Below are 21,743 nucleotides of genomic sequence, written 5' to 3'. Positions count from 1 at the left end.
AGCTGTTCTTAAACTATCGACTAAATACCAAAATTATGATATAATATATTTTTGTACAATTTAATTGTAGAGGTGAATGAAATGCTAGAAAAATTGAAAGGGTTAGAAGAAAGATATATAGAATTAAGTAAAAAGATAAGTGATCCAGAAGTTATTAATAATACAAAGGAATGGCAAAAACTTGTTAAAGAACATGCAGACTTAGAGCCAATTATTATGAAATACAGAGAATATATAAAAGCAGACAAAGAACTAAAAGATGCAAAAGAAATGCTTAAAGATAAGTTAGATGATGATTTTAAGGAAATGGTAAAAGAAGAGGTAAATGAATTAACTAAAAAGATAGAAGAATTAGCAGAAGAGTTAAAGCTTCTTTTAGTTCCTAAAGATCCTAATGATGAAAAGAACGTTATAGTTGAAATTCGTGCAGGTGCAGGAGGAGACGAAGCAGGACTATTTGCAGGAGATTTATTTAGAATGTATTCAAGATATGCAGAAAGAAATAGATGGAAAGTAGAAATAATGAGTTCAAATTCTCAAGGTGTTGGAGGATTTAAAGAAGTAATATTTATGATAAAGGGTAAAGGCGCCTATTCAAGATTAAAGTATGAAAGTGGTGTTCATAGAGTTCAGAGAATACCTAGTACTGAATCAGGGGGAAGAATACACACATCAACTGCAACTGTTGCTGTACTTCCAGAAGTAGATGATGTAGAAGTAGAAATCAATCCAAATGATGTACGTGTAGACGTATTCAGATCTTCAGGACATGGAGGACAGAGTGTTAACACAACAGATTCAGCAGTTAGATTAACACATATACCAACAGGTATAGTTGTATCATGTCAGGACGAAAAATCTCAGCTAAAGAATAAAGAAAAGGCATTTAAAATACTAAAGGCAAGAATATATGATAAGCTTCAAGCAGAAAGGGATGCAGAGATAGCAGAGGCCAGAAGAAGTCAGGTTGGTACAGGAGATAGAAGTGAAAGAATAAGAACATATAACTTCCCACAAGGAAGAATAACTGACCATAGAATAAACTTAACAAAATATAACTTAGATGCTTTCCTAGATGGCGAAATTGATGAAGTTGTTGATGCACTTATAACTCATGATCAAGCAGAAAAACTAAAAGCTGTAGAGTAGGTGAGTGTTTAACTTTTAGGAGATGATTTAAGTGCATGAAGATTTTACCTTCTTGCTAGATTTGGCTGTAATTCTTACCTTTGCCAATCTAGGAGGTTTTGTAAGCAGAAAACTTAAACAACCTGCGGTATTAGGGCAAATATTAGCAGGACTGGTTTTAGGACCTTCAATCTTAAATATAATTAATACAGATATGGCTATAACCCAAATGGCTGAAATTGGTATAATACTTCTTATGTTTATAGCCGGACTTGAAACAGATATTGAGGATTTGAGGGCCTCTGGAAAATCTTCAGCTTTTATTGCAATCGGTGGAGTTTTAATTCCCCTTATATTTGGAGGATTGACTGTATATTTATTTAAACCAGGTGACAATCTAATAGAAGCACTATTTGTTGGAGTAATATTAACTGCTACCAGTATAAGTGTTACAGTTCAATCTTTAAAAGAGCTAGGAGTACTAAGGAGCAGACAAGGTGTAGGTATTTTAGGGGCTGCAATAATAGATGATGTTTTAGGGATTGTTCTTTTAACCTTAGTAACTGGGCTTATTACACCAGCGGAGACTACAAATATTACAATTGTTATAATAAAAATAATCTCTTTTTTCTTGTTATCAATAGGTTTAGGCGTTGCTTTCTCAAAAATGCTTATTAAGTATTCTGATGCCATAAGCAGAGAAAATAGAGTTTTAACTGTTGCATTGATATTTTGCTTTAGTTTAGCATTTGTTGCAGAAGAGATGGGAGTTGCAGCTATAATAGGTGCGTACTTTACAGGAGTAGCAATTTCGGCAACCCCCCATAGAAATAGGGTATCTAATGAAATACAGAGGATTGCTTATCAACTATTTACACCGATATTCTTTGTAAATATAGGCTTGAAGGTTAACCTAACAGGTGTTGGAGGAAATATAGGCTTAAGTATTGCACTTATTTTTGCAGCCATTATGGGGAAAATTGTTGGTTCTGGGGTTGGGGCTAAGATTTCCCATTTTTCAAATAGAGAAGCACTGCAGGTAAGTGTAGGAATGATACCAAGGGCAGAGGTAGCCCTTATCGTAACAAATCTGGGCTTAAAAATAGGCGTTATAGGTAATGATATTTTCACAGCAGTAATACTTATGGTATTAGTATCTACAATAATTACTCCTCCATTACTTAAACTATCCTTTGGAGGATCAGGAACACCTAATGAATGTGCGTAATTAATGTTGCTGATGGATTCGTAATCCATCAGCTTTAATATTGTTAAGGGATATGTAATACTTGTTAGTAGTTAGTAGCTTGTAGTTAGTAGTACGATCTTCAAAGCATTTCTAAATCACGAAACACAAAACACGATATTAAAAGCAATTGATAATTAAATGAAACATGAATCGGTTTCGAGCTTCATTTCAATGTGTGAAAACATAAAACCAACCACTAGTCACTAACCACCAAAAACTTCTTTTTAAGTAACGGTCCTCATAGGCTAGACCTCATGGCTTAAGTAACGGACATCGGAGAATGGCATCCTAGACAAAGTAACGGACATCAGGGCCTTACTCCTTAGGTGTAAGTAACGGACCTCAAAGCCTTAACATCTCTGGTCTAAGTAACAGACTTCAAAGCATTACTTCTTAGGCTACAATCACAACTTAACTGTAATAATCATTCCCAATATAAACCCTAGAACAACACCAATAGTAGAAGCCCTTCCCCTGTGAAGGGATTTTGCGTTTGGTATAAGCTCACCACAGGTTATGTAAAGCATGGTTCCACCGGCAAAGGATAAGCATAGGGCAATAAAAAAATCAGAAATACTACCAAGTAATGCTCCTATACAGGCGCCAATTCCCGTTGGAACTCCAGATAGTAAGGTAAGAAGAAGAACTTTTGCTTTCTTGTACCCTCCCATCCTAAGGGGTGTACCCATTGCAATTCCTTCTGGCAGGTCGTGAAGGGCTATTACAAGAGAAGTCTTTATTCCCATACTAGTTGTAACCATAAATCCTGACCCTATTGCAAGGCCCTCAGGAAAATTATGAATAGCTATACCAATACCTATAAGTATACCTATTTTTAAAAAGTTTCCCTTTCCTGTAGAATAAATACTTTTACTAGAATCGGGCAATATCCCTTCTAATAAAAAGACAAGTGAAATTCCTAATATTATTCCTAAAATTTCGGTTCCAAGTCCCCCAATTTCATATGATTCAGGTAAAAGATCAAAGGTTACTACAGCAAGCATTAAACCACTGGTTGTGCCTAATAATATACTTAAAAATCTTTTATTATGGTTTGTTAAGATTAAAGCTATTATACCACCAATTCCAGTACCGCTAATACCTACAATAGCACCTATTATTGTGGCAATTACAACATCATTCATAAAAACACCCCGGAAATGCAATTTGCAATTAACAATTGACAATTAACAATTATAAAAGCAATTAAAAATTGAAAATAAATTTGTTAGTAGTTAGTAGCAAGTAGTTAGTAAATACAGTTGTTAGCTTTTGGTTATTAGTTCTTAGCTTAAACGTTGTTGAGGGATTACAAATCCTCAACAACAAACCCAACCACTACCCACCAACCACCAAAAACTGTCTTTCAAGTAACGAACCACATAGGCTAGACTTCCTAGGTAAAGTAACGGACAACAACGTACTACTCCTTAGGTCAAGTAACGGACCTCAACGTTCTAACATCCTGGCTTAAGTAACAGTCCCTATAGCTTTGCTTCCTAGGCATAATAACAGGCCTTACTTCCCAGGTCTATACACGAAACACGTCTTTTTTATTCACTAACAGCTAAGAGTTAGTGACTAAGGGCTACTCTTTAATATATATCTATTCAATACAAAAAAATAAATACTTAAATTTTGTAATACTTTTGAATGATACCTAGACCATATAGGGAAAATACTATATAATATATATTTGAAAGTTTAGAGAGAACATTAAAAAGAAAGGGAATTTCTATGAAAAGAATAAACACAGAAGTATTAAAAATAGACAGAAATAACCCTGACAAGGAAAAAATAAAAATGGCTGCAGACGTAATAAAAAATGGAGGAACTGTAGCCTTTCCAACAGAAACAGTCTACGGTTTAGGAGCAAATGCCCTTGATGAAAAGGCAGTAGAAAAGATATTTATAGCTAAGGGTAGACCACAAGACAATCCATTAATTGTACATATAGGAGATGTTAACCAGATATATCCTTTAGTTGAGTCAGTTCCAGAAAAGGCCCTAAAATTAATGGAAAGATTTTGGCCTGGACCACTTACTTTATTATTTAACAAGAGTGATAAAATCCCTTCTAAAATTACTGGTGGTCTTGAAACAGTAGCTATTAGGATGCCTAACCATAAAATTGCTGTGGAGTTGATAAAAGAAGCGAATCTACCTGTTGCTGCTCCCAGTGCCAACACATCTGGAAAGCCCAGTCCTACAAATGCATCTCATGTAATTGAAGATCTAATGGGAAAAATAGATATGATAATAGACGGTGGTAATACAGGAGTAGGAGTTGAATCCACAGTATTAGATATATCTACTGATATGCCAACTATTCTTAGACCAGGAGGCATAACAAAGGAGGACCTTCTTGAGATTTTCCCAGAAGTAAAAATTGACCCAGCCCTAGAAAAGAGTTCCAAAGATTTAAAACCAAAATCTCCAGGACAAAAATATAGGCATTACTCTCCAAATGCACAAATGATTGTTATACAGGGAGAGTTACAGGAAATTTCTCAATCTATTAAAGAATTATTAAAAGAATATGAAGAAAAGGGCTTAAAAGTTGGAATAATGGCAACAGAACAAACTAAAAATATTTATGAGAGTAAAAATGTAATTGTAGTTGGTGATAGAGATAGACCAGAAACTATTGCAGCTAATCTATTTAAAGTATTAAGGGAATTTGATAAAAAGGGAGTAGACTTAATTTTAGCTGAAGGAGTAGAAGAAAGTGGAATAGGAATGGCAATAATGAACAGAATGAGAAAAGCAGCAGGAGGAAATGTGAAGACAATTGAGAATTGAGAATGAAGAATTGACAATTAGTTAGTAGCATGTAGTTAGTAGTAAAAAATACAGCTCTTGGTTCTCAGTTCCTAGTTCTTAGGGTAAAGATGTTGTCAGTTGTTTTTGCTAGAAGCTAGCTGAGAGCTAGGAACTAAGACCTGATTCATACAATTGAAACATGAACCGGGTTCGCGTTTCAAAGTAACGGACAACAAAGCTTTACTTCCTAGGTTAAGTAACGGACAACAGAGTTTCTACTTCTTTGGAAAAGTAACGGACTTCATAGGCTAGACATCTCAGACTAAGTAACGGACAACAAAGCTTTACTACTTAGGTCTAAGTAACGGACATCAAAGCTTTGCTTCTTAGGCATAGTAACGGTCGTCGAAGCATAGCTTCTTAGGCCAAGTAACAGACCTCGAAGCCTGACATCCTGGACAGAGTAACGGACTACATAGGCTAGACTTCATGGCTTTTGTAACGGACATCCCAGACTCTCTTCCTAGGCAAAGTAACGGACCACGAAGTCCCAACATCCTAGGTCAAGTAACTGACATCGTAGCCTTACTCCTTAGGTCTAAGTGACCCTTAAGTAAACTAAACAATACTCTAGGAGGGTTATCCATTGAAAAGAATACTCTTTGTATGCACAGGAAACACATGTCGCAGTAGTATGGCAGAAGCAATTTTTAGAGATATGATAAAAAAGGCTGGAAAGGAACTTGAGGGAATAAAAGTAGAATCAGCAGGGATATATGCAATGCCTAATCAACCTGCTTCAAGACAGGCAGTTGAGGTTATGAAAAGTGAAGGTATAGATCTAACTAATCATAGGTCTAGACCTATTAACAGAGAAATGATAGATAATGCGGACCTTATCCTTACAATGACTACTGGTCATAAAAATACATTATTAAAAATGCTACCAGATATAGAAGAAAAAGTGTATACATTAAAGGAGTTTGCTTTTACAGAACAAGAGACACTTCAGTTGCTTGATATAAGTGACCCATATGGTTTACCAGTTGAAGAATATAGAAAAACTGCAGAAGAAATAAAAAAAGCCTTAAAAAAAGTACTAGGAAAGATTAAAGAAATGGAAAGCTAATATACTTAAATATGGTTAATAAACAAAGGAAGTAAACATAAAATGAAAGTTTTAATTATTTTTTAAAGGAGGATTAAAATGAAAATTGCTTTAGGAAGTGATCATGGAGGTTTTCAATTAAAGGAGTATATTAAAGAACATTTAGAAAAAAGGGATATTGAATATATTGACTATGGTACAGATTCAACAGAATCAGTAGACTATCCTGAGTTTGGTCAAAAGGTTGCAGAAGCAGTTAAAAATGGAGAATGTGACAGAGGAATAGTATGTTGTGGAACAGGAATAGGAATATCTATATCAGCAAATAAAGTGCCAGGTATAAGATGTGCATTAGTAAGTGATTGTTATTCTGCTAAAATGTCAAGGGAACATAATAATGCCAATGTACTTGCATTAGGTGCAAGGGTTATAGGAAAAGATTTAGCATTAGAAATAGTAGATGTATGGATTGATACAGAATTTCAAGGTGGAAGACACGAAAGAAGGGTAAATAAGATATCAGATATTGAAAACAAGTATGTAATATAAGTGAATCTATTGGGGGATGTGATTATCCCTCAATATATAGTAACAAATTAGATAAAAACAGGGGGATAACTTAAGATTATTAAGAGAAAGGGGAATTAATATGGGCAAGGTTGTTGAAATGAATCATCCTTTAATAAAGCATAAACTTACTTTTATAAGGGATAAAAATACTGGTTCTAAAGAATTTAGAGAGCTTGTAAAAGAGGTAGCAATGCTTATGGCATACGAGGTAACTAGAGACTTACCACTAAGAGATATTGAAATTGAAACACCTATTACTAAAACAAAATCTGAAGTAATTTCAGGTAAGAAGCTTGGGATAATTCCTATACTTAGGGCAGGTCTTGGAATGGTTGATGGGATGTTAAGCATATTGCCAGCGGCTAAAGTTGGACATGTTGGTCTTTATAGAGACCCTGAAACATTAGAGCCTGTTGAATATTACTGTAAGCTTCCAACTGATGTTGAAGAGAGGGAATTAATAGTATTAGACCCTATGCTTGCTACAGGTGGTTCTGCAAAAGCTGCTATTAATTTCTTAAAGGACAGAGGAGCTACAAACATAAAATTAGTGTGTCTAATAGCTGCACCAGAGGGAATTAAAGTAATTGAAGAGGCCCACCCAGATGTAGATATATATGTTGCTGCTATAGATGAAAAACTAAATGACCATGCTTATATAGTTCCTGGATTAGGTGATGCAGGAGACAGATTATTCGGAACTAAATAGTCTAATTAAAAGTATAATTTTCCATACAAAAATCTCCTAAGGTAGACCATATTACATTTCATTTTTCAGTGTCTACTTTAGGAGGCTTTTTTATTGTGGAACAACGAACCCGGTTGGGCGTTCCTATTGTGGAACAACGAACCCGGTTGGGCGTTCCGTTGTGGAACAACGAACCCGGTTGGGCGTTCCTTAATTTTATTTTTCTGCTTTCATATAAGCTTTTATGGCAATTTTAAGTGCGGCTAAACTTATAAGTAATACAATATAAATCATTTATCAATCTCCTTTCGCAAATCAAGGGACACTATAATAAAAATTCTAAAATTTAAAAGTATCTAGGAAAATATTATTTATATTTAAAGGGATTGTAGAAGAATGGGAATAGAAGAGAGGCTTTTGGAGTTATATCTGCTTTTCTATATCTTCTGTTAGAAATTGTTTAATGCGTGTTTGCTGATTTTTAAGATATCTTAAAGTATAATAATCAGGGGATTTATATATTATTTCTATATCTTTAATATCTAGACTGAATAAATATTCCTCTAACTTCTTAATATCATCTTCAATATTTCTCTTACCTTTTTTACATGTTGACAATTGATATTTAAGTCTAGTCCAGCTTAGAAGAGCAAACTCTTCTGTTTTTTTATTTTCAGCCATGGAAAATAACCTCCAAATTATTTTTTTCTACAAACAGCCACCATTAAATAATATTTTTTATCTTTTTTTGGAATCTCTATAGTAGTATCAACTTGATGATACATAGTAATCTCATTAAAAGGTTTAAGAATTTCTAAAAATTCTTCTTCTGTATATTGATATACATGAAAAGGACATGAGCAGGGATAATTTTTACCTCTACCAAAGGGGGTTGAAATGATAAGTGTACCATTAGGCTTTAAAAGGTTATATAGATTATTTATAAAAATTTCATCACCCCTAAAATGTTCAATAGTTTCAAAGCTTATTATAGTATCGAATGTTCCATAAATTTCATGTAACCTTGTATTAAGTGCATCATCACAGAAATATGAGGTTTGGGGGAAATTATAATGTTTTTTTGCATATTCAATAGTATCTTTACAAATATCTATACCAACAATTTCTTTAATTTCTCTATTATCCTCTAAAAGGATTTCACTTCCATATCCTACCCCACAAGCAATATCTAAAACTCTTCCCTTAGCAAATTTTTTTGCAAACTTATATCTAGCTATATGTTCAATTAATAACCCATTTTTGGGATTCATTAGCTCAGGTATTACTCTTTCTCCTGTGTATTCCATGCTATAACCCTTTCTAATATTTATATTTTTTAACAGTTTGCAACTAATTATAATTAATTATAAATGATTATAATTAAAAGTAGTCTTTTTAACTCCTTTGATATTATAACAAAATAAACAATACAGTTCAATTTTATTTATAATATAACTTGTTATAACTTAAAATATTATATATAATTTATTATGGCTAAAATAACTTAGAAGGAGTGAAGGTTTAATGGCTAGGTATTTTTACAGGAAAGAAAAACTTTATCTAGAAATTATAAATAAAATTATTTATACAAAAGGCAATACTCCAAGTTGATAGAAAGGGATGATTAATGTGGATAATAATAATGATGAAATAATGACTATAAGTGAAGTTGCTAAATATTTAAAAATTAGTGAAGTTACAACCTATAAATTTGTGCAAGAAGGAAAAATACCTGCATTTAAAATAGGACGCCATTGGAGAGTAAAGAAAAGTGACCTTATGGAATTTATTGAAAAGCTAAAAAGGGGAGAAAGATTATAAAACGGAGGATGAAGCAATTGTAAGGAGGATTTAATATGGGTGACAAAAATAAAATAGAAGAATTATTAAAAATATGGACAACTTATTCACTAAACCTTTTTGGTGAAGAAGATAACGAAATAGGAGTAACAGATTTTAAAGAGACTAGAAATGCTTTAGAAAAAATTGGGATTACAAATATCTTTGTTACCAATATAAAAGGGAATGTTGTTACTATTAAATATAAACATAGAGGAAATATAGTTTTAAAAGAATTAGAGTTGTAATGATAATTCTGTTTAGTGTTAGATATGTAAAAGGAGGAAATAAGTGGAGGGAAAAAGAGTAGAAAAATATTCACTATTTAAAATGCCCTTTTATTATGGATGGATAATTGTTGTCATAGCTGCCCTAGGTATATTCTTTTCAGGACCTGGCCAAACATATTCCATATCTATATTTATTGACAAATATATAGAAAGCTTTGATTGGAGCAGGTCATTTATTTCAGCTTCCTATTCTATAGCAACTTTAACAGCAGGATTTGCATTACCCTTTATAGGCAGGAAAATTGACTATATAGGCCATAGGAAGATGATGACCATAATACCTGTTTTATTAGGAATAATATGTTTTTGGATGAGCTATTTATCAAATATAATAATGCTTTTTATTGGATTTTTCTTTTTAAGGCTTCTAGGTCAAGGGTCAATGACACTTATGCCTTCAACTTTAGTTCCAAAGTGGTTTATAAATAAAAGGGGTTTAGCTTTAAGCTTAATGTCAATAGGTGGTTGTTTATCCTCGGCATTAATACCTGTTCTAAACAATTATCTAATAATCAATTTTGGAGTGAAATTTACATGGAGAACATTAGGAATTTTATTAATTTTAATTATGTCACCTATAGGTTGGTTTTTTGTAAGAAATGAACCTGAAGATATAGGTCTGAAACCAGATGGAAATGGAAACACATTTGATTTTAAAAATAAAATTGTAATTAATGATGAAAAATCTTGGACACTTAAAGAGGCAATGACAACAAAAGCCTTTTGGCTAATACTATTTTGCATGCTAATTCCTTCAATGATTAATACAGGTCTTACTTTTCATATAGTTTCTATAATTGAGGGTAAAGGCTATTCATCTACTTTCGCAGCTTCTATCCTAAGTATTGTAGCTATTACACAATTCCCATTCACTTTTATAGCAGGATATTCAGTAGATAAATTTAAAGTTCATTATATTAAAGGAATAAATTATTTACTATTATTGTTAGGTTTGATAATTATGGCATATTCAAAAGATAGTATCTGGCTTATAGGTTATGGTATATTAAATGGAATTTTTATTGCATTTGATTCTGTAAGTACAAACGTAATATGGCCTAATTACTTTGGTAGAAAGTATTTAGGAAGTATTAGGGGAATAGCAATGACAGCAATTGTAATAGGTTCTTCTTTGGGACCATTACCTTTAGGTTTTGCCTATGACTTTTTCCATGGATACAAAGAAATATTAACTTTAATGATGATATTCCCGTTATTAGGAAGTATAGCTTGTTTTATATCTCGTCCCCCAAAATATAGTGGATAGTATACTAGTATATTAGGAATAGAAGTAGAAAACAAAAGAGGAAGGGGATAATAATGTCAGTAAAAGAACATCCAGATTACAAGGAAGAAGTAGAGAGACTTGAATATACAAAGGAATATATAGAAAAGGTAATAAAGGCAACAGATAAATATAGAGACACATATAAAAAGAACATAAAGCAGGCGATGATAGAATTAGACCCATTAGACAGCAGTCAAAGCTATATAAACATTATACTTAACACTAAGTTTATGGAGATAGCAGACAGAAACTATGATAATCTAACTAGAGTTAGGAAAAAACCATATTTTGCAAGGGTAGACTTTAGAAGAAAAGGGGAGGACAAGGTTGAAAAGGTATATATAGGGAAAACATCTCTAATGAGGGCAGAAGATGATATTCCCCTTATTGTGGATTGGCGTTCTCCTATAGCTAATATTTATTATGAAGGAAGACTTGGTGAAGTCATGTATAGAACAGAAGAGGGCATAGAAGAAGGAAATATATTATTAAAAAGGCAATTTACCATAGAAGATGATGAGCTTGCTAATATTTTAGATATAGATATTACTACTAATGATGCTTTCCTTCAAGAATCTTTAGATGTTAATGTAGATAATAAGCTTAAGGATATAGCCTCTACAATTCAAGCTGAACAAAATAGAGTAATTAGAGCAGATATAGGTAAGCCTCTAATAGTTCAAGGTGTAGCAGGTAGTGGAAAAACGACAATAGCTCTTCATCGTATTGCTTACTTTATTTATAGATATGAGAAGACTTTTGACCCTGAAAATTTTATGATAATAGCACCAAATAAGTTGTTTATTAATTATATATCTGAAGTTTTACCTGAATTAGGGGTTGAAAATGTAAAACAAACTACATTTATTGATTTCATGAAAGAACTTGTTGAAATTGATTTTGAATTTATTAATAAAAATGAAATATTAAAAAGGATAATAAAAGATAATAAAGATAGAGAATTAGATTTAATGAAATGGTTAGTATCTTTTAAGGGGTCTCTAGACTTTAAAGAAATTATTGATAATTATATTAAAGATATCGAAGATGACTTCCTTCCAAAGGAAGATTTTAAATTAGATGACTATACTATAGTAACATATGATGAAATAAAAACTATGTTTACAAAGAATTTAAAATATTTACCCCTGTATAAAAGGATTGATAAAATTAAAAATAGTTTATCAAATAGATTGAAACATAACAAAAACAACATATTGAAGAAAATTCAAGAAGAATATGATGAAAAAATAGAAGATATTTTATATACAATGGAAGCGTCTGAGGAAAGGAAGCAAAAAATTTCAACCCTTGCAGATGAAAGGGATACAAAGTTAAAAGATATTAAGAAAAAATCTAGAAGCTTAGTAAGAAAATTTGTTTCCGAATTTCCAAAGAAAAAGCTACTTGATTACTATATAGATTTAATTACTGATAAAGGGAAGATAAAAAAATATAGTAATAAAGAAATTTCTAAGGAGAAAGTAAACTATTTTGCTACAGTTTCAGATAGATTATATAAAGATAAGAAAATTCAATTATAAGACTATGCCCCTTTAGCATATATGAAACACAAAATATTTGGCTTTAAAAAGGATATTAAAATAAATAGTGTTGTAATAGATGAAGCACAGGACTTTAATATTTTTGAGTTCTATGCATTAAAGGAAATTTTAAACACCAACATGTTTACATTACTAGGAGATTTATCCCAAGGAATCCATTCCTATAGGTCAATTAATGATTGGAATGATGTAATTGATATATTCGGTAAAAATAGTACAAGCTATATGACATTAGTCCAAAGTTATAGAACAACAGTTGAAATTATGGATTTTGCCAATAAAGTTCTTAAAAAGCTTAATGATGAAAAATTGGTATATGCAAAACCTGTTATTAGGCATGGAGAAAAACCTGAAATTAAGGAGTTTAAGGACCAAAATAAATTAATCAAATCTTTAGAAGATAAAATATCAGCAATGTTAAATGAAAACTATAAGTCTATAGCTGTAATATGTAAGACTATGGAAGAATGTGAAAAATTAGAGAAATTTTTAAAGAAAAGTGGAAAGTTAGATGTAAAAGTTATTGATGAGAATGAGGAGGTTTTTGATGGAAAAGTGGTTTTAGTTCCTTCTCATCTTGCTAAAGGGTTGGAATTTGACGTAATCTTTATTACTAATTTAGAGGAAGATTATAAAAATAATAATATTGATATTAAATTATTATACGTAGCTATGACTAGAGCACATCATCGTCTTTATGTTTATCATACAGAGGGTAAACTGGAAATACTAAAAAGTTAGTTATTAAATTAAAAAGTATTCCCCTAATATAATATTAGGGGAATTTCTATACAATATTAGACCATAGGCTAAAAGCCTATTTATCTCTTTGTTCCTCTTCTACCAAATGTACGAATATTTATTTTAATTTGAACATTTACAGGAATTTTACTGAAATATTCATCCCAATTATCCTTAACCTGTTGCCATACTTGAGGGTATTTAATACTTAGCTGTTTTCCACAGCCAATTACATCTACTTTAAATTGTTTTTGTGTTTTATTTAATGCATCATCTACAATATTTCTAACCTCTCTTTTTATGGCTTGTTTTGCCCTGATCAAAAACTCATTTTTAAATGCATTACCAGGTATTAGCCAGTCTTCACCTATAGCACCTTCAGAGTTAATTTCAATAGTAAAGGATATCTTTCCATCCTTTACTTCAGGAATAATCTTACTAGTAACACTTTGAATGTCATATACAATATATTCATCAGTCTTTTCATCAACTGCTTCTACTACACCACCCCTAGTTTGCCCAGTAAGCCAGTTTATTCCGTCAACCTCCTCTTCACCTAACCATCCAATCATTTTTCTAGTTTTTCCACTTATAACTGCAGCTCCAGCAAGCTTAACCTCATCTTTATGTGGAATAACCCTTTGAACTATAAAGCTAGATTTAGCAACCAGTCTTTTTGACATGTCTGCTATGGTTACTTCAGGAGCTATTCTAGCTGACCTTCTCATATTATCTACCAACTGATTTAGTTTAAATGCTGGTATTTGTTCCTTTTTTGGAGCAACATCAAGTGCTTTAAATGCTTTACCTTCACTAATCATGATTTTAACATCACGCTCTATTTCCGGGTCCCTTAAGAATACATTAAGTAGATTTTTTATATTAAATAATCTAGCTACTTCCTCGCTAAGTACAATTACCTTTAGATGTCTATAATGGGTTACACGGGAACTCTGTGAAGCATATTGTCTAGCAACTGCTAGGATAGTATCTCCTTCACTTTCAATATTTGAATAGGGTTTCTGTCCCCCACCACCTTGATTTTGGCCGCCACCCTGAATTAATGCCCTTGGAATAATAAACTGTTGAGTTAATGTTATACGATGATGTTTAGGGCGCTCCTTTTCTCTAGTTTCTAGATTTTTCCTTAATGCACTTTTTTCTGGTTCAGTTAAATCGATAGCCATTCCTACTACAATTCCCAATTCTTCAATTTCCACTCTATCCCAGCATCCCGGTAAAATTGAGGTGATCATAAAAAGGGAGATAATAATTAATAATTTATTTTTAGAATTTTTTCTTTTCATTACCTATCCCCCTTATCATGGCTATAAGCAATAAAGTAGTTGGAATAATACCTGATGTTAAAATCGCCATATAGCTTAAGATATCTCCAAGTTGAAAAACAGTATTTAAGTTTTGAGGAGCCATAGCTATTATATATATTACTGGGACTAAACCATATATAAAAGGGTTGATGTTTCTCTTAAAAATCTGGCCTAAACCTAGACCACTGATATAATGAGCGATGGCATAGGTTGTAAAAATAGCCAATGTCCACATTATAGTAAAAAACACTTCAAAGCGTTCAAGGAAAGCTCCAGGAATCTCACCTTCTGCTGCTACTGCAGCTGTAGGCCATGTTAGTGATTGTGCTTCCTTTACTGTTAATCCTCCAATCGCTACAACTACTGTAATAAGGTAACATACTATAGTAAGGGAAATGCCTATAAAGGTAGCCTTAACTGCATCCTTTGGTTTTTCCATGAAGGAGGTAAATATAAGCATAATTTCAAATCCTAAATAGGATAAAGCTGTAGCCTGTACCCCCTTTAACACAGGCATTATTCCTTGTCCTAGCACTGGTCGTAAATTTTCTAATTCAAATATACTTAAGCCTATAAACATAGTAAACAAAAAAAGGAATACAACAATAGGAAAAAAGAATTCAAAAATTCGAACCAATGGGTTAATGCCGCCTACAACTAGGTAAACACCAACACTTATAAAAATAGTAATAATTACTTCAATAGGTGTCCTAGACAGTAAATAAGTTCTAATAAGCTCTGCCAATATCCGTGCTTCGTAGGCTGCTAATAATGTAAAGTAAACTACAATAAATATATTAATCAAATATCCAATAGATTTTCCTGTTATATCTAAGCTATATTCAAAAAAGGTTTTATCTGGAAACCTTTGACTTAATTTTGCTACTATATATCCAAAAACTAATACAATTAATCCACCTAGTAATACAGCAAGCCAGATATCAGGTGTTCCTACGGCTTTCCCTGCTGTTCTTGGCAATGTTAAAATCCCTACACCTATAATAGTTGCTGATATTGCTAAAGTTGCCTGTATAGTAGAAATTTTATCTTTAGGTTTTGTAATCATCCTATTCTCCTCTCCTATTTTCATCCTGTGTTTTTAAAAGTTGTGGTCTTCTTTTCATGAGTAATAAAGGTGCTCTTATTAAAGTATCTTTAAGATCTCTTATTCTAACCGGAGCAAATGGAGCTAGATACTCAACACCAAAGCTTTTCAATTTAATAACATGGATAGAAATTAATATAAAAAACATTAAAACACCATATAATCCAAAAAATCCTGCAGCAATAATTGCACCAAATCTTAATGTACGAAAGGTAATACCAATTGAATACTGTGGTGTAGCAAAGGATGAAATAGCCGTTAATGCAACAATTACAACCATTATAGGACTAACTATTCCTGCATTAACTGCAGCTTCTCCAATAACAAGACCTCCAACAATTCCTACTGCCTGACCTATTGGTTTTGGCAAACGGAGTCCTGCCTCCCTAAGTATTTCAAGGGTTGCCTCCATTATTAGTGCTTCGATAAGGGAAGGAAAGGGGACGCCTTCCCTTGTAGCTGCTATTGTAATAGCCAGTTTTGTTGGAATTAGCCCTTGATGGAAAGACACCAATGAAACATATAAAGAAGGTAGAAAAATTGAAAGAAAAGTTGTAATATATCTTAATATTCTAACAAGGGAATTATATATCCAGCTTTCATAGTAATCTTCTGGTGCCTGGATAAACATTGTATAGTTAACTGGAGCAATAAGTACAGATGGAGTATTATCAGTAACTATTGCCACTCGACCTTCCATTAGTGCAGCTACTACTCTATCTGGTCGCTCTGTAAACATAAGCTGAGGAAAAGGTGATAAAAAGTCATCCTTTATTGCCTGTGCTATAAAACCAGAGTCTATTATATCATCTACATCAAGGCGCTCTTCTAACCTAATCCTTATTTCATCTACTGCTGTTTTGTTAGCAATATCCCTAATATAGACCATCGCAATATTTGTTACTGACCTTCTGCCTACTTGAAATTTTTCTATTACTAAGTTTGGGTCCTTAATCCTACGACGTAAACGTATAATATTATTTCGTAGTGTTTCTACAAATCCATCCTTAGGACCTCGAACAGCAGGTTCTGTATCTGGCTCTTGTGGGGCTCTTACTTCCCAACCAGGTGTATCTAGAATCAATGCTTTATTGTTTCCATTAATAAAAAGAGTAGTTGACCCTGAAAGAATCTGTAGAATACATTTATCTAACGTTTCTACTTCTTTTATATATGCAGTTGTAATAATGCTATTTTTTAATTTATTTTTTATAGTTGTCGCAACTTTACTTCCATTTATTTTAGGAAGCTCTAACATTAAAGGCTTTAAAATTTGTTCATCTATCAGTTTGGTGTCAGCAAGTCCATCTATATGCACAATTGCAGCCTTAAGGTTTGATCCACCAACTTTAAACTCTCTTATTAATACATCAGGATTATGTCCAATTGATTCTTTAATTAATTTAATGTTAGTATCTAATTTTTTACTTAAGGGTTTTCTATAATCCTCTAATGCTTCCTTTCTAACAATCACTTCTTCCTTATTTTTCTTTTTATTAAACCATTTAAACATATTATTCCACCTTCTTTAAGTACGAAGCCATCTAACAATTCTAGAAATTCCAAAAGGAATGAGAAAAACAATAAGTGCTTCAAACCATGTTTCCCAATTAGTTAAAAATCCTATAATATTTTTAAAAGTCATAATATAAACACCTCGATTTATGTATATAGAGGTTTCTATAATCAGTATTTCACCTAAATAGATAATTTATGCCCGGAAGAAATTTAAAATTAAATTTGTTAGTAGTTAGTAGTATGTAGGTAGTAGGAAATACAGTTGTCAGCTCTTGGTTACTAGTTCCTAGTTTTTACTAAGAGCTGAGAGCAAAGAGCTAGGAACTGCTTTTAAATACAATTGAGAATTGAAAATGTAAAATTGAAAATTTAAAAAAGACCACGAAGCTCGAACATCTTTGGTCTAGTAACGGACAACAAAGGCTAGACCCATGAGTAAAGTAACGGACGTCAACGCTTTACTTCTTTGGTCAAAGTAACGGTCCTCGCAGGCTGGACATCTTGGGATTAAGTAACTGACATCACGGCATTACTACTTAGGTTTAGTAACGGACTACAGAGCATTACTTCATAGGCATAGTAACGGACATCGGAGCATGGCATCCTGGACAGAGTAACGGACCTCAACGCTTAACTTCTGGGCTTAAGTAACGGACTACAAAGCATTACCCAAAACCTAACAACTAACAACTGCATTTTATGGTATAATAAAGTTAATGTTTACATATATCTTAAATACTCAACATTTATAATTAACTTATTGAGGTGATTTTATGAGACCCTCATGGGATGAATATTTTATGGAAATTGCCCATGTTGTAAAGAAAAGATCTACTTGTATGAGAAGGAATGTGGGAGCAGTTATTGTTAAAGATAAGAGGATTTTATCCACTGGGTATAATGGAGCACCCTCTGGACTAAAACATTGTAAAGAGACTGGATGTTTAAGGGATAAATTAAAGGTTCCCTCAGGACAGAGACATGAACTATGTAGAGGGCTTCATGCTGAACAGAACGCAATAGTAAGTGCTGCTAATTTTGGCGTAAATATAGAGGGAGGAGTACTTTATTGTACAGACCAACCCTGTGTCTTATGTGCAAAGATGATAATTAATGGAGGTATAAAAAGAGTAGTTTTTGGGAAAGGTTATCCAGATGAACTATCTATTAACCTTTTAAAGGAAGCTAATGTAGAACTTGTTAAGCTTGACTCTATTGACTTAGATTAGCAACTAAAGTAAAATTTAAAATAAGTAAGTGCGTATTTTACCTAGTAAAAGGGAGTGTTATAATGGAGAACTATTATAAAGTATTTTTTACAGCAGTATCCATAGCATATATACTTACACCTTTAGCAAAATGGATAGCAAATAAAATAGGGGCTATAGATATCCCTAAAGATAATAGAAGAGTGCACAAAAGACCTATCCCTAGGTTAGGTGGTCTTGCTATATATTTAGCTACAATGGTTTCAATGTTGATTTTCCTTCCTATAAATAAAACATTATTTTCGATAATGATAGGATCAACTATAATAGTTATAACTGGTATTATAGATGATACAAAATCAATTTCACCAAAAGTAAAACTACTGGGGCAGATAATAGCAGCCCTTATACTTATTTGGGGAGACATAAAAATAGAATTTATAACAAATCCATTTGATGAGGCAGATGGAATGATGTACTTAAAAGTTTTTGCTGTACCAGTGACAGTTTTTTGGGTAGTAGGTATAACGAATACTTTAAACTTAATAGATGGATTAGATGGGCTAGCAGCAGGTGTAGCATCAATAGCAGCAATATTCTTTATTTTTGTTGCATCTTCACAGGGTATTGCAGTGGCAGCATTAATGTCTGCAATAATAGCAGGGGCTTGTATAGGATTTTTACCACATAATTTCAATCCTGCTAAAATATTTATGGGAGATACAGGAGCACTTTTTTTAGGATATATGCTTTCAGTTGTAGCTATTGAAGGGGTCATGAAGAGTGTAGCAGCTTTAACAATAGGGGTACCTATACTTATTTTAGGTCTTCCAATATTTGATACTACCTTTGCAATTATAAGAAGATTTTTAAATAGAAAACCAATAATGGAAGCAGATAAGGGACATTTACATCATAGACTTTTAGAATGGGGACTAACACATAGACAAACAGTTGTGGTTTTATATGGAATTAGCTCAATACTAGGTGGACTAGCAATAGTATTAACAGATATGGAGCCAAGTAAAGGTGTAATATTATTAGGAATAGTATTAACTTTTATTCTTTTAGGAGCTTCAAGTCTTGGACTTACAGAAACTAAAAAACAAAAGAGTAATCGTCAAGGATAATAAAAGGTAGGTGCAGTTTTAACTGTATCCTACCTTTAGTTAATTTTAGATGTATTTGTTAGTAGTTAGTAGCATGTAGTTAGTAGGAAATACAGTTGTCAGCTCTTGGTTCCTAGAATAAAAAACAGCTTATAGTTCCTAGTTTTTACTAAGAGCTGAGAGCAAAGAGCTAGGAACTGCCTTTAAATACAATTGAAAATTGAAAATGTAAAATTGAAAATGTAAAATTGAAAATTTAAAAAAGACCACGAAGCCTAAACATCTTTGGTCAAGTAACGGTTTCCGAAGGCTAGACCCATGAGTAAAGTAACGGACATCTTAGATTTTCTTCTTAGGTTTAAGTAACGGACAACAAAGGCTAGACCCGTGAGGATAGTAACGGACATCAACGCACTACTTCTGAGGCAAAGTAACGGACTAAAAAGCTTTACTTCTGAGGCATAGTAACGGACATCGAAGGCTATGACTTCATAGACTAAGTAACGGACCTCAACGCTATAACATCTCTGGTCTGGTACCGGTCCTCGCAGGATAGACGTCCTTGGCAAAGTAACGGACATCAACGCATTACTACTTTGGTCTAGTAACGGACTACAGAGCATTACTTTATAGGCATAGTAACGGACTTCAACGCGCTACTTCCTAGGTCAAGTAACGGACATCAGAGTCTTACTTCCTAGGTTTAAGTAACGGACTACAAAGCATATCTTCCTGGTTAAGTAACTCCTGGTTAAGTAACGGACAACAGAGGCTAGACCCATGAGTAAAGTAACGGACCTCGAAGCATATCTTCCTGGTCAAGTAACGGTCCTCGAAGGCTAGACTTCTTCGGCATAGTAACGGACATCATAGGTTTTGACTTCTAAGGTCTTAGTAACGGACAACTGAGGCTAGACTCCCTAGGCATAACATAGTAATTACAGGAATTTTTTCTACTAAATGGGCAAAATAAATGTTAAAATAATAAAGTGGGTAATTATAAAATGAAAAATTATATCTTGTAAAAAAGGAAAGGGAATGATAAACTTGTCAAAATTAAAGGTTCTCTCAATATTTGGTACAAGACCTGAAGCTATAAAGATGGCACCTATAGTAAAAAAAATTGAAGAAAATGAGAATATAGAAGGGAAAGTATGTGTAACAGCACAACATAGGGAAATGTTAGATCAAGTTTTAAACATATTTGATATAAAACCAGATTATGATCTTAATATTTTTAAACCAGGTCAAACTCTTACACAGATAACAACAAGGTCCCTTAAAGGCTTAGAAGATGTTATAAAAAAGGAAAATCCAGATGTACTTCTTGTACAAGGTGACACAACAACGGTATTTGCCGGGGCATTGGCTGGATTTTACCATAAGGTTAAAATTGGACATGTGGAAGCAGGGCTAAGAAGTGGAAACTTATACTCACCTTATCCAGAAGAAGCAAATAGAAAGCTTACAGGAGTTCTTACAGACTTCCATTTTGCACCTACAGAGAAAAGTAAGGAAAATCTATTAAAAGAAGGATATCCTGAAGAAAAAATATTTGTTACAGGAAATACTGTAATTGATGCATTATTAGATGTTGTATCAGAGGATTACAAATTTGGGGATGAACTTCTTAACAATATAGACTATGAAAACAAAAAGGTTATCCTTTTAACATCCCATAGAAGGGAAAATCTAGGTAAACCAATGGAGAATATCTTTAGTGCTATAAGGGATGTAGTCCTTAAGAATAAAGATGTGGAGGTAGTTTTTCCTATACACTTAAATCCAAAGGTTAGAGAAATTGCAAATAATATCCTTAAAGGATTAGATAGAGTACATATAATTGAACCCCTTGACTATCTACCCTTTGCAAACCTTATGGCGAGGGTTTATCTTGTAGTTACAGATTCAGGAGGAATACAGGAAGAAGCTCCATCCTTAGGAAAACCTGTACTTGTAGTTAGAAAGGAAACAGAAAGGCCAGAAGGAATTAAAGCAGGAACTGCTAAACTAGTCGGAATAGATAGGGAAAATATTTTTAAAGAAGTAGATTTACTTGTAAACAGTAAAGAAGAATATAAGAAGATGGCTAATGCAGTAAATCCTTATGGTGATGGCAAAGCAGCTGAAAGGATAGTTAATATACTTTTGGAAAAAACAATTTGCAATTAACAATATGAGAAATGCAATTGAGAATTGAGAATTAGAACAAGTTAGTAGTTAGTAGCATGTAGTTAGTAGGAAAT

At 32.9% G+C, this 21,743-nt stretch carries 20 protein-coding genes; 14 read left to right on the top strand and 6 right to left on the bottom strand.

Going from position 1 to position 21,743, the window contains the following annotated elements; genetic code table 11:
• Nucleotides 1-81 precede the first annotated feature (81 nt).
• Entirely contained in the window at nucleotides 82-1,149 is a 1,068-nt protein-coding gene (gene prfA, locus BET03_RS08805) for a peptide chain release factor 1 (RefSeq protein ID WP_120169452.1), read from the top strand.
• Nucleotides 1,150-1,180: 31 nt separating this feature from the next.
• Nucleotides 1,181-2,356: a cation:proton antiporter gene (locus BET03_RS08800; protein WP_120169450.1), complete on the top strand. Its 1,176-nt coding sequence runs from the start codon at nucleotides 1,181-1,183 to the stop codon at nucleotides 2,354-2,356.
• A 425-nt stretch (nucleotides 2,357-2,781) separates the two neighbouring features.
• Here BET03_RS08800 and BET03_RS08795 read toward each other — a convergent pair whose 3' ends face one another.
• Nucleotides 2,782-3,522: a ZIP family metal transporter gene (locus BET03_RS08795; protein ID WP_120169448.1), complete on the bottom strand. Its 741-nt coding sequence runs from the start codon at nucleotides 3,520-3,522 to the stop codon at nucleotides 2,782-2,784.
• 601 nt (nucleotides 3,523-4,123) lie between these two features.
• On the opposite strand from BET03_RS08795, the gene BET03_RS08790 reads away from it, so the two are divergent.
• The 4 genes from BET03_RS08790 to upp all read left to right on the top strand — a co-directional run bounded on the left by BET03_RS08790 (nucleotide 4,124) and on the right by upp (nucleotide 7,527).
• Nucleotides 4,124-5,179: an L-threonylcarbamoyladenylate synthase gene (locus BET03_RS08790; protein WP_207666057.1), complete on the top strand. Its 1,056-nt coding sequence runs from the start codon at nucleotides 4,124-4,126 to the stop codon at nucleotides 5,177-5,179.
• A 607-nt stretch (nucleotides 5,180-5,786) separates the two neighbouring features.
• The gene (locus BET03_RS13755) at nucleotides 5,787-6,269 is read left to right on the top strand and encodes a low molecular weight protein arginine phosphatase (protein WP_120169444.1); all 483 of its coding nucleotides are present in this window, start codon (nucleotides 5,787-5,789) and stop codon (nucleotides 6,267-6,269) included.
• A 78-nt stretch (nucleotides 6,270-6,347) separates the two neighbouring features.
• Nucleotides 6,348-6,797, top strand: a complete 450-nt coding sequence (gene rpiB, locus BET03_RS13750; protein WP_120169442.1) for a ribose 5-phosphate isomerase B — start codon at nucleotides 6,348-6,350, stop codon at nucleotides 6,795-6,797.
• A 100-nt stretch (nucleotides 6,798-6,897) separates the two neighbouring features.
• Nucleotides 6,898-7,527 (top strand): uracil phosphoribosyltransferase, encoded by a 630-nt coding sequence (upp, locus tag BET03_RS08775; RefSeq protein ID WP_120169440.1) that lies wholly within the window; start codon nucleotides 6,898-6,900, stop codon nucleotides 7,525-7,527.
• A 402-nt stretch (nucleotides 7,528-7,929) separates the two neighbouring features.
• Here upp and BET03_RS08770 read toward each other — a convergent pair whose 3' ends face one another.
• Nucleotides 7,930-8,187 carry a hypothetical protein gene (locus BET03_RS08770; RefSeq protein ID WP_120169438.1) on the bottom strand — a complete coding sequence of 86 codons (258 nt, stop codon included), beginning with the start codon at nucleotides 8,185-8,187 and terminating at the stop codon, nucleotides 7,930-7,932.
• A gap of 17 nt (nucleotides 8,188-8,204) precedes the next feature.
• A complete protein-coding gene (locus BET03_RS08765; protein WP_120169436.1) occupies nucleotides 8,205-8,813 on the bottom strand; it encodes a class I SAM-dependent methyltransferase in 609 nt (202 codons plus the stop codon).
• A 322-nt stretch (nucleotides 8,814-9,135) separates the two neighbouring features.
• Here BET03_RS08765 and BET03_RS08760 point away from each other — a divergent pair, with 322 nt between their 5' ends.
• From BET03_RS08760 to BET03_RS08740, 5 genes are read left to right on the top strand one after another with little or no spacing between them, the layout of a single operon-like run.
• Nucleotides 9,136-9,327, top strand: coding sequence for a helix-turn-helix domain-containing protein (locus tag BET03_RS08760; RefSeq protein WP_243096903.1), 192 nt, complete (start codon nucleotides 9,136-9,138; stop codon nucleotides 9,325-9,327).
• Between the two features lie 35 nt (nucleotides 9,328-9,362).
• Nucleotides 9,363-9,593 carry a hypothetical protein gene (locus tag BET03_RS08755; protein ID WP_120169432.1) on the top strand — a complete coding sequence of 77 codons (231 nt, stop codon included), beginning with the start codon at nucleotides 9,363-9,365 and terminating at the stop codon, nucleotides 9,591-9,593.
• Between the two features lie 43 nt (nucleotides 9,594-9,636).
• Nucleotides 9,637-10,902: an MFS transporter gene (locus tag BET03_RS08750; protein ID WP_243096902.1), complete on the top strand. Its 1,266-nt coding sequence runs from the start codon at nucleotides 9,637-9,639 to the stop codon at nucleotides 10,900-10,902.
• Between the two features lie 53 nt (nucleotides 10,903-10,955).
• A complete protein-coding gene (locus tag BET03_RS08745; RefSeq protein ID WP_120169430.1) occupies nucleotides 10,956-12,467 on the top strand; it encodes a HelD family protein in 1,512 nt (503 codons plus the stop codon).
• 21 nt (nucleotides 12,468-12,488) lie between these two features.
• On the top strand, nucleotides 12,489-13,229 hold the full coding sequence (locus tag BET03_RS08740; protein ID WP_120169427.1) for a 3'-5' exonuclease: 741 nt from the start codon (nucleotides 12,489-12,491) through the stop codon (nucleotides 13,227-13,229).
• An 80-nt stretch (nucleotides 13,230-13,309) separates the two neighbouring features.
• Here BET03_RS08740 and BET03_RS08735 read toward each other — a convergent pair whose 3' ends face one another.
• Genes BET03_RS08735 through BET03_RS08725 form a run of 3 tightly spaced genes read right to left on the bottom strand, consistent with a single transcriptional unit; the run spans nucleotide 13,310 to nucleotide 17,175 of the window.
• On the bottom strand, nucleotides 13,310-14,536 hold the full coding sequence (locus BET03_RS08735) for a Ger(x)C family spore germination protein (protein ID WP_120169425.1): 1,227 nt from the start codon (nucleotides 14,534-14,536) through the stop codon (nucleotides 13,310-13,312).
• On the bottom strand, nucleotides 14,517-15,623 hold the full coding sequence (locus tag BET03_RS08730) for a GerAB/ArcD/ProY family transporter (RefSeq protein ID WP_183108801.1): 1,107 nt from the start codon (nucleotides 15,621-15,623) through the stop codon (nucleotides 14,517-14,519). The genes BET03_RS08735 and BET03_RS08730 overlap by 20 nt, the downstream gene beginning before the upstream one ends.
• Nucleotide 15,624: 1 nt before the next feature.
• Nucleotides 15,625-17,175 (bottom strand): spore germination protein, encoded by a 1,551-nt coding sequence (locus BET03_RS08725; protein ID WP_120169420.1) that lies wholly within the window; start codon nucleotides 17,173-17,175, stop codon nucleotides 15,625-15,627.
• Between the two features lie 778 nt (nucleotides 17,176-17,953).
• Between BET03_RS08725 and BET03_RS08720 the strand changes: the two genes are divergently transcribed.
• The 3 genes from BET03_RS08720 (at nucleotide 17,954) to wecB (ending at nucleotide 21,669) form a co-directional block, all read left to right on the top strand.
• Entirely contained in the window at nucleotides 17,954-18,409 is a 456-nt protein-coding gene (locus BET03_RS08720; RefSeq protein WP_120169418.1) for a deoxycytidylate deaminase, read from the top strand.
• 62 nt (nucleotides 18,410-18,471) lie between these two features.
• Nucleotides 18,472-19,518: an MraY family glycosyltransferase gene (locus BET03_RS08715; RefSeq protein WP_120169416.1), complete on the top strand. Its 1,047-nt coding sequence runs from the start codon at nucleotides 18,472-18,474 to the stop codon at nucleotides 19,516-19,518.
• A gap of 1,017 nt (nucleotides 19,519-20,535) precedes the next feature.
• The gene (wecB, locus tag BET03_RS08710) at nucleotides 20,536-21,669 is read left to right on the top strand and encodes a non-hydrolyzing UDP-N-acetylglucosamine 2-epimerase (protein ID WP_120169414.1); all 1,134 of its coding nucleotides are present in this window, start codon (nucleotides 20,536-20,538) and stop codon (nucleotides 21,667-21,669) included.
• Nucleotides 21,670-21,743: the final 74 nt, after the last annotated feature.

Origin of the sequence: Thermohalobacter berrensis, from assembly GCF_003609645.1 — a bacterium.
GTDB lineage: Bacteria > Bacillota > Clostridia > Tissierellales > Thermohalobacteraceae > Thermohalobacter > Thermohalobacter berrensis.
Note: the sequence above shows the minus strand (reverse complement) of the source record. Positions and strands in the feature narration are given on the sequence as shown.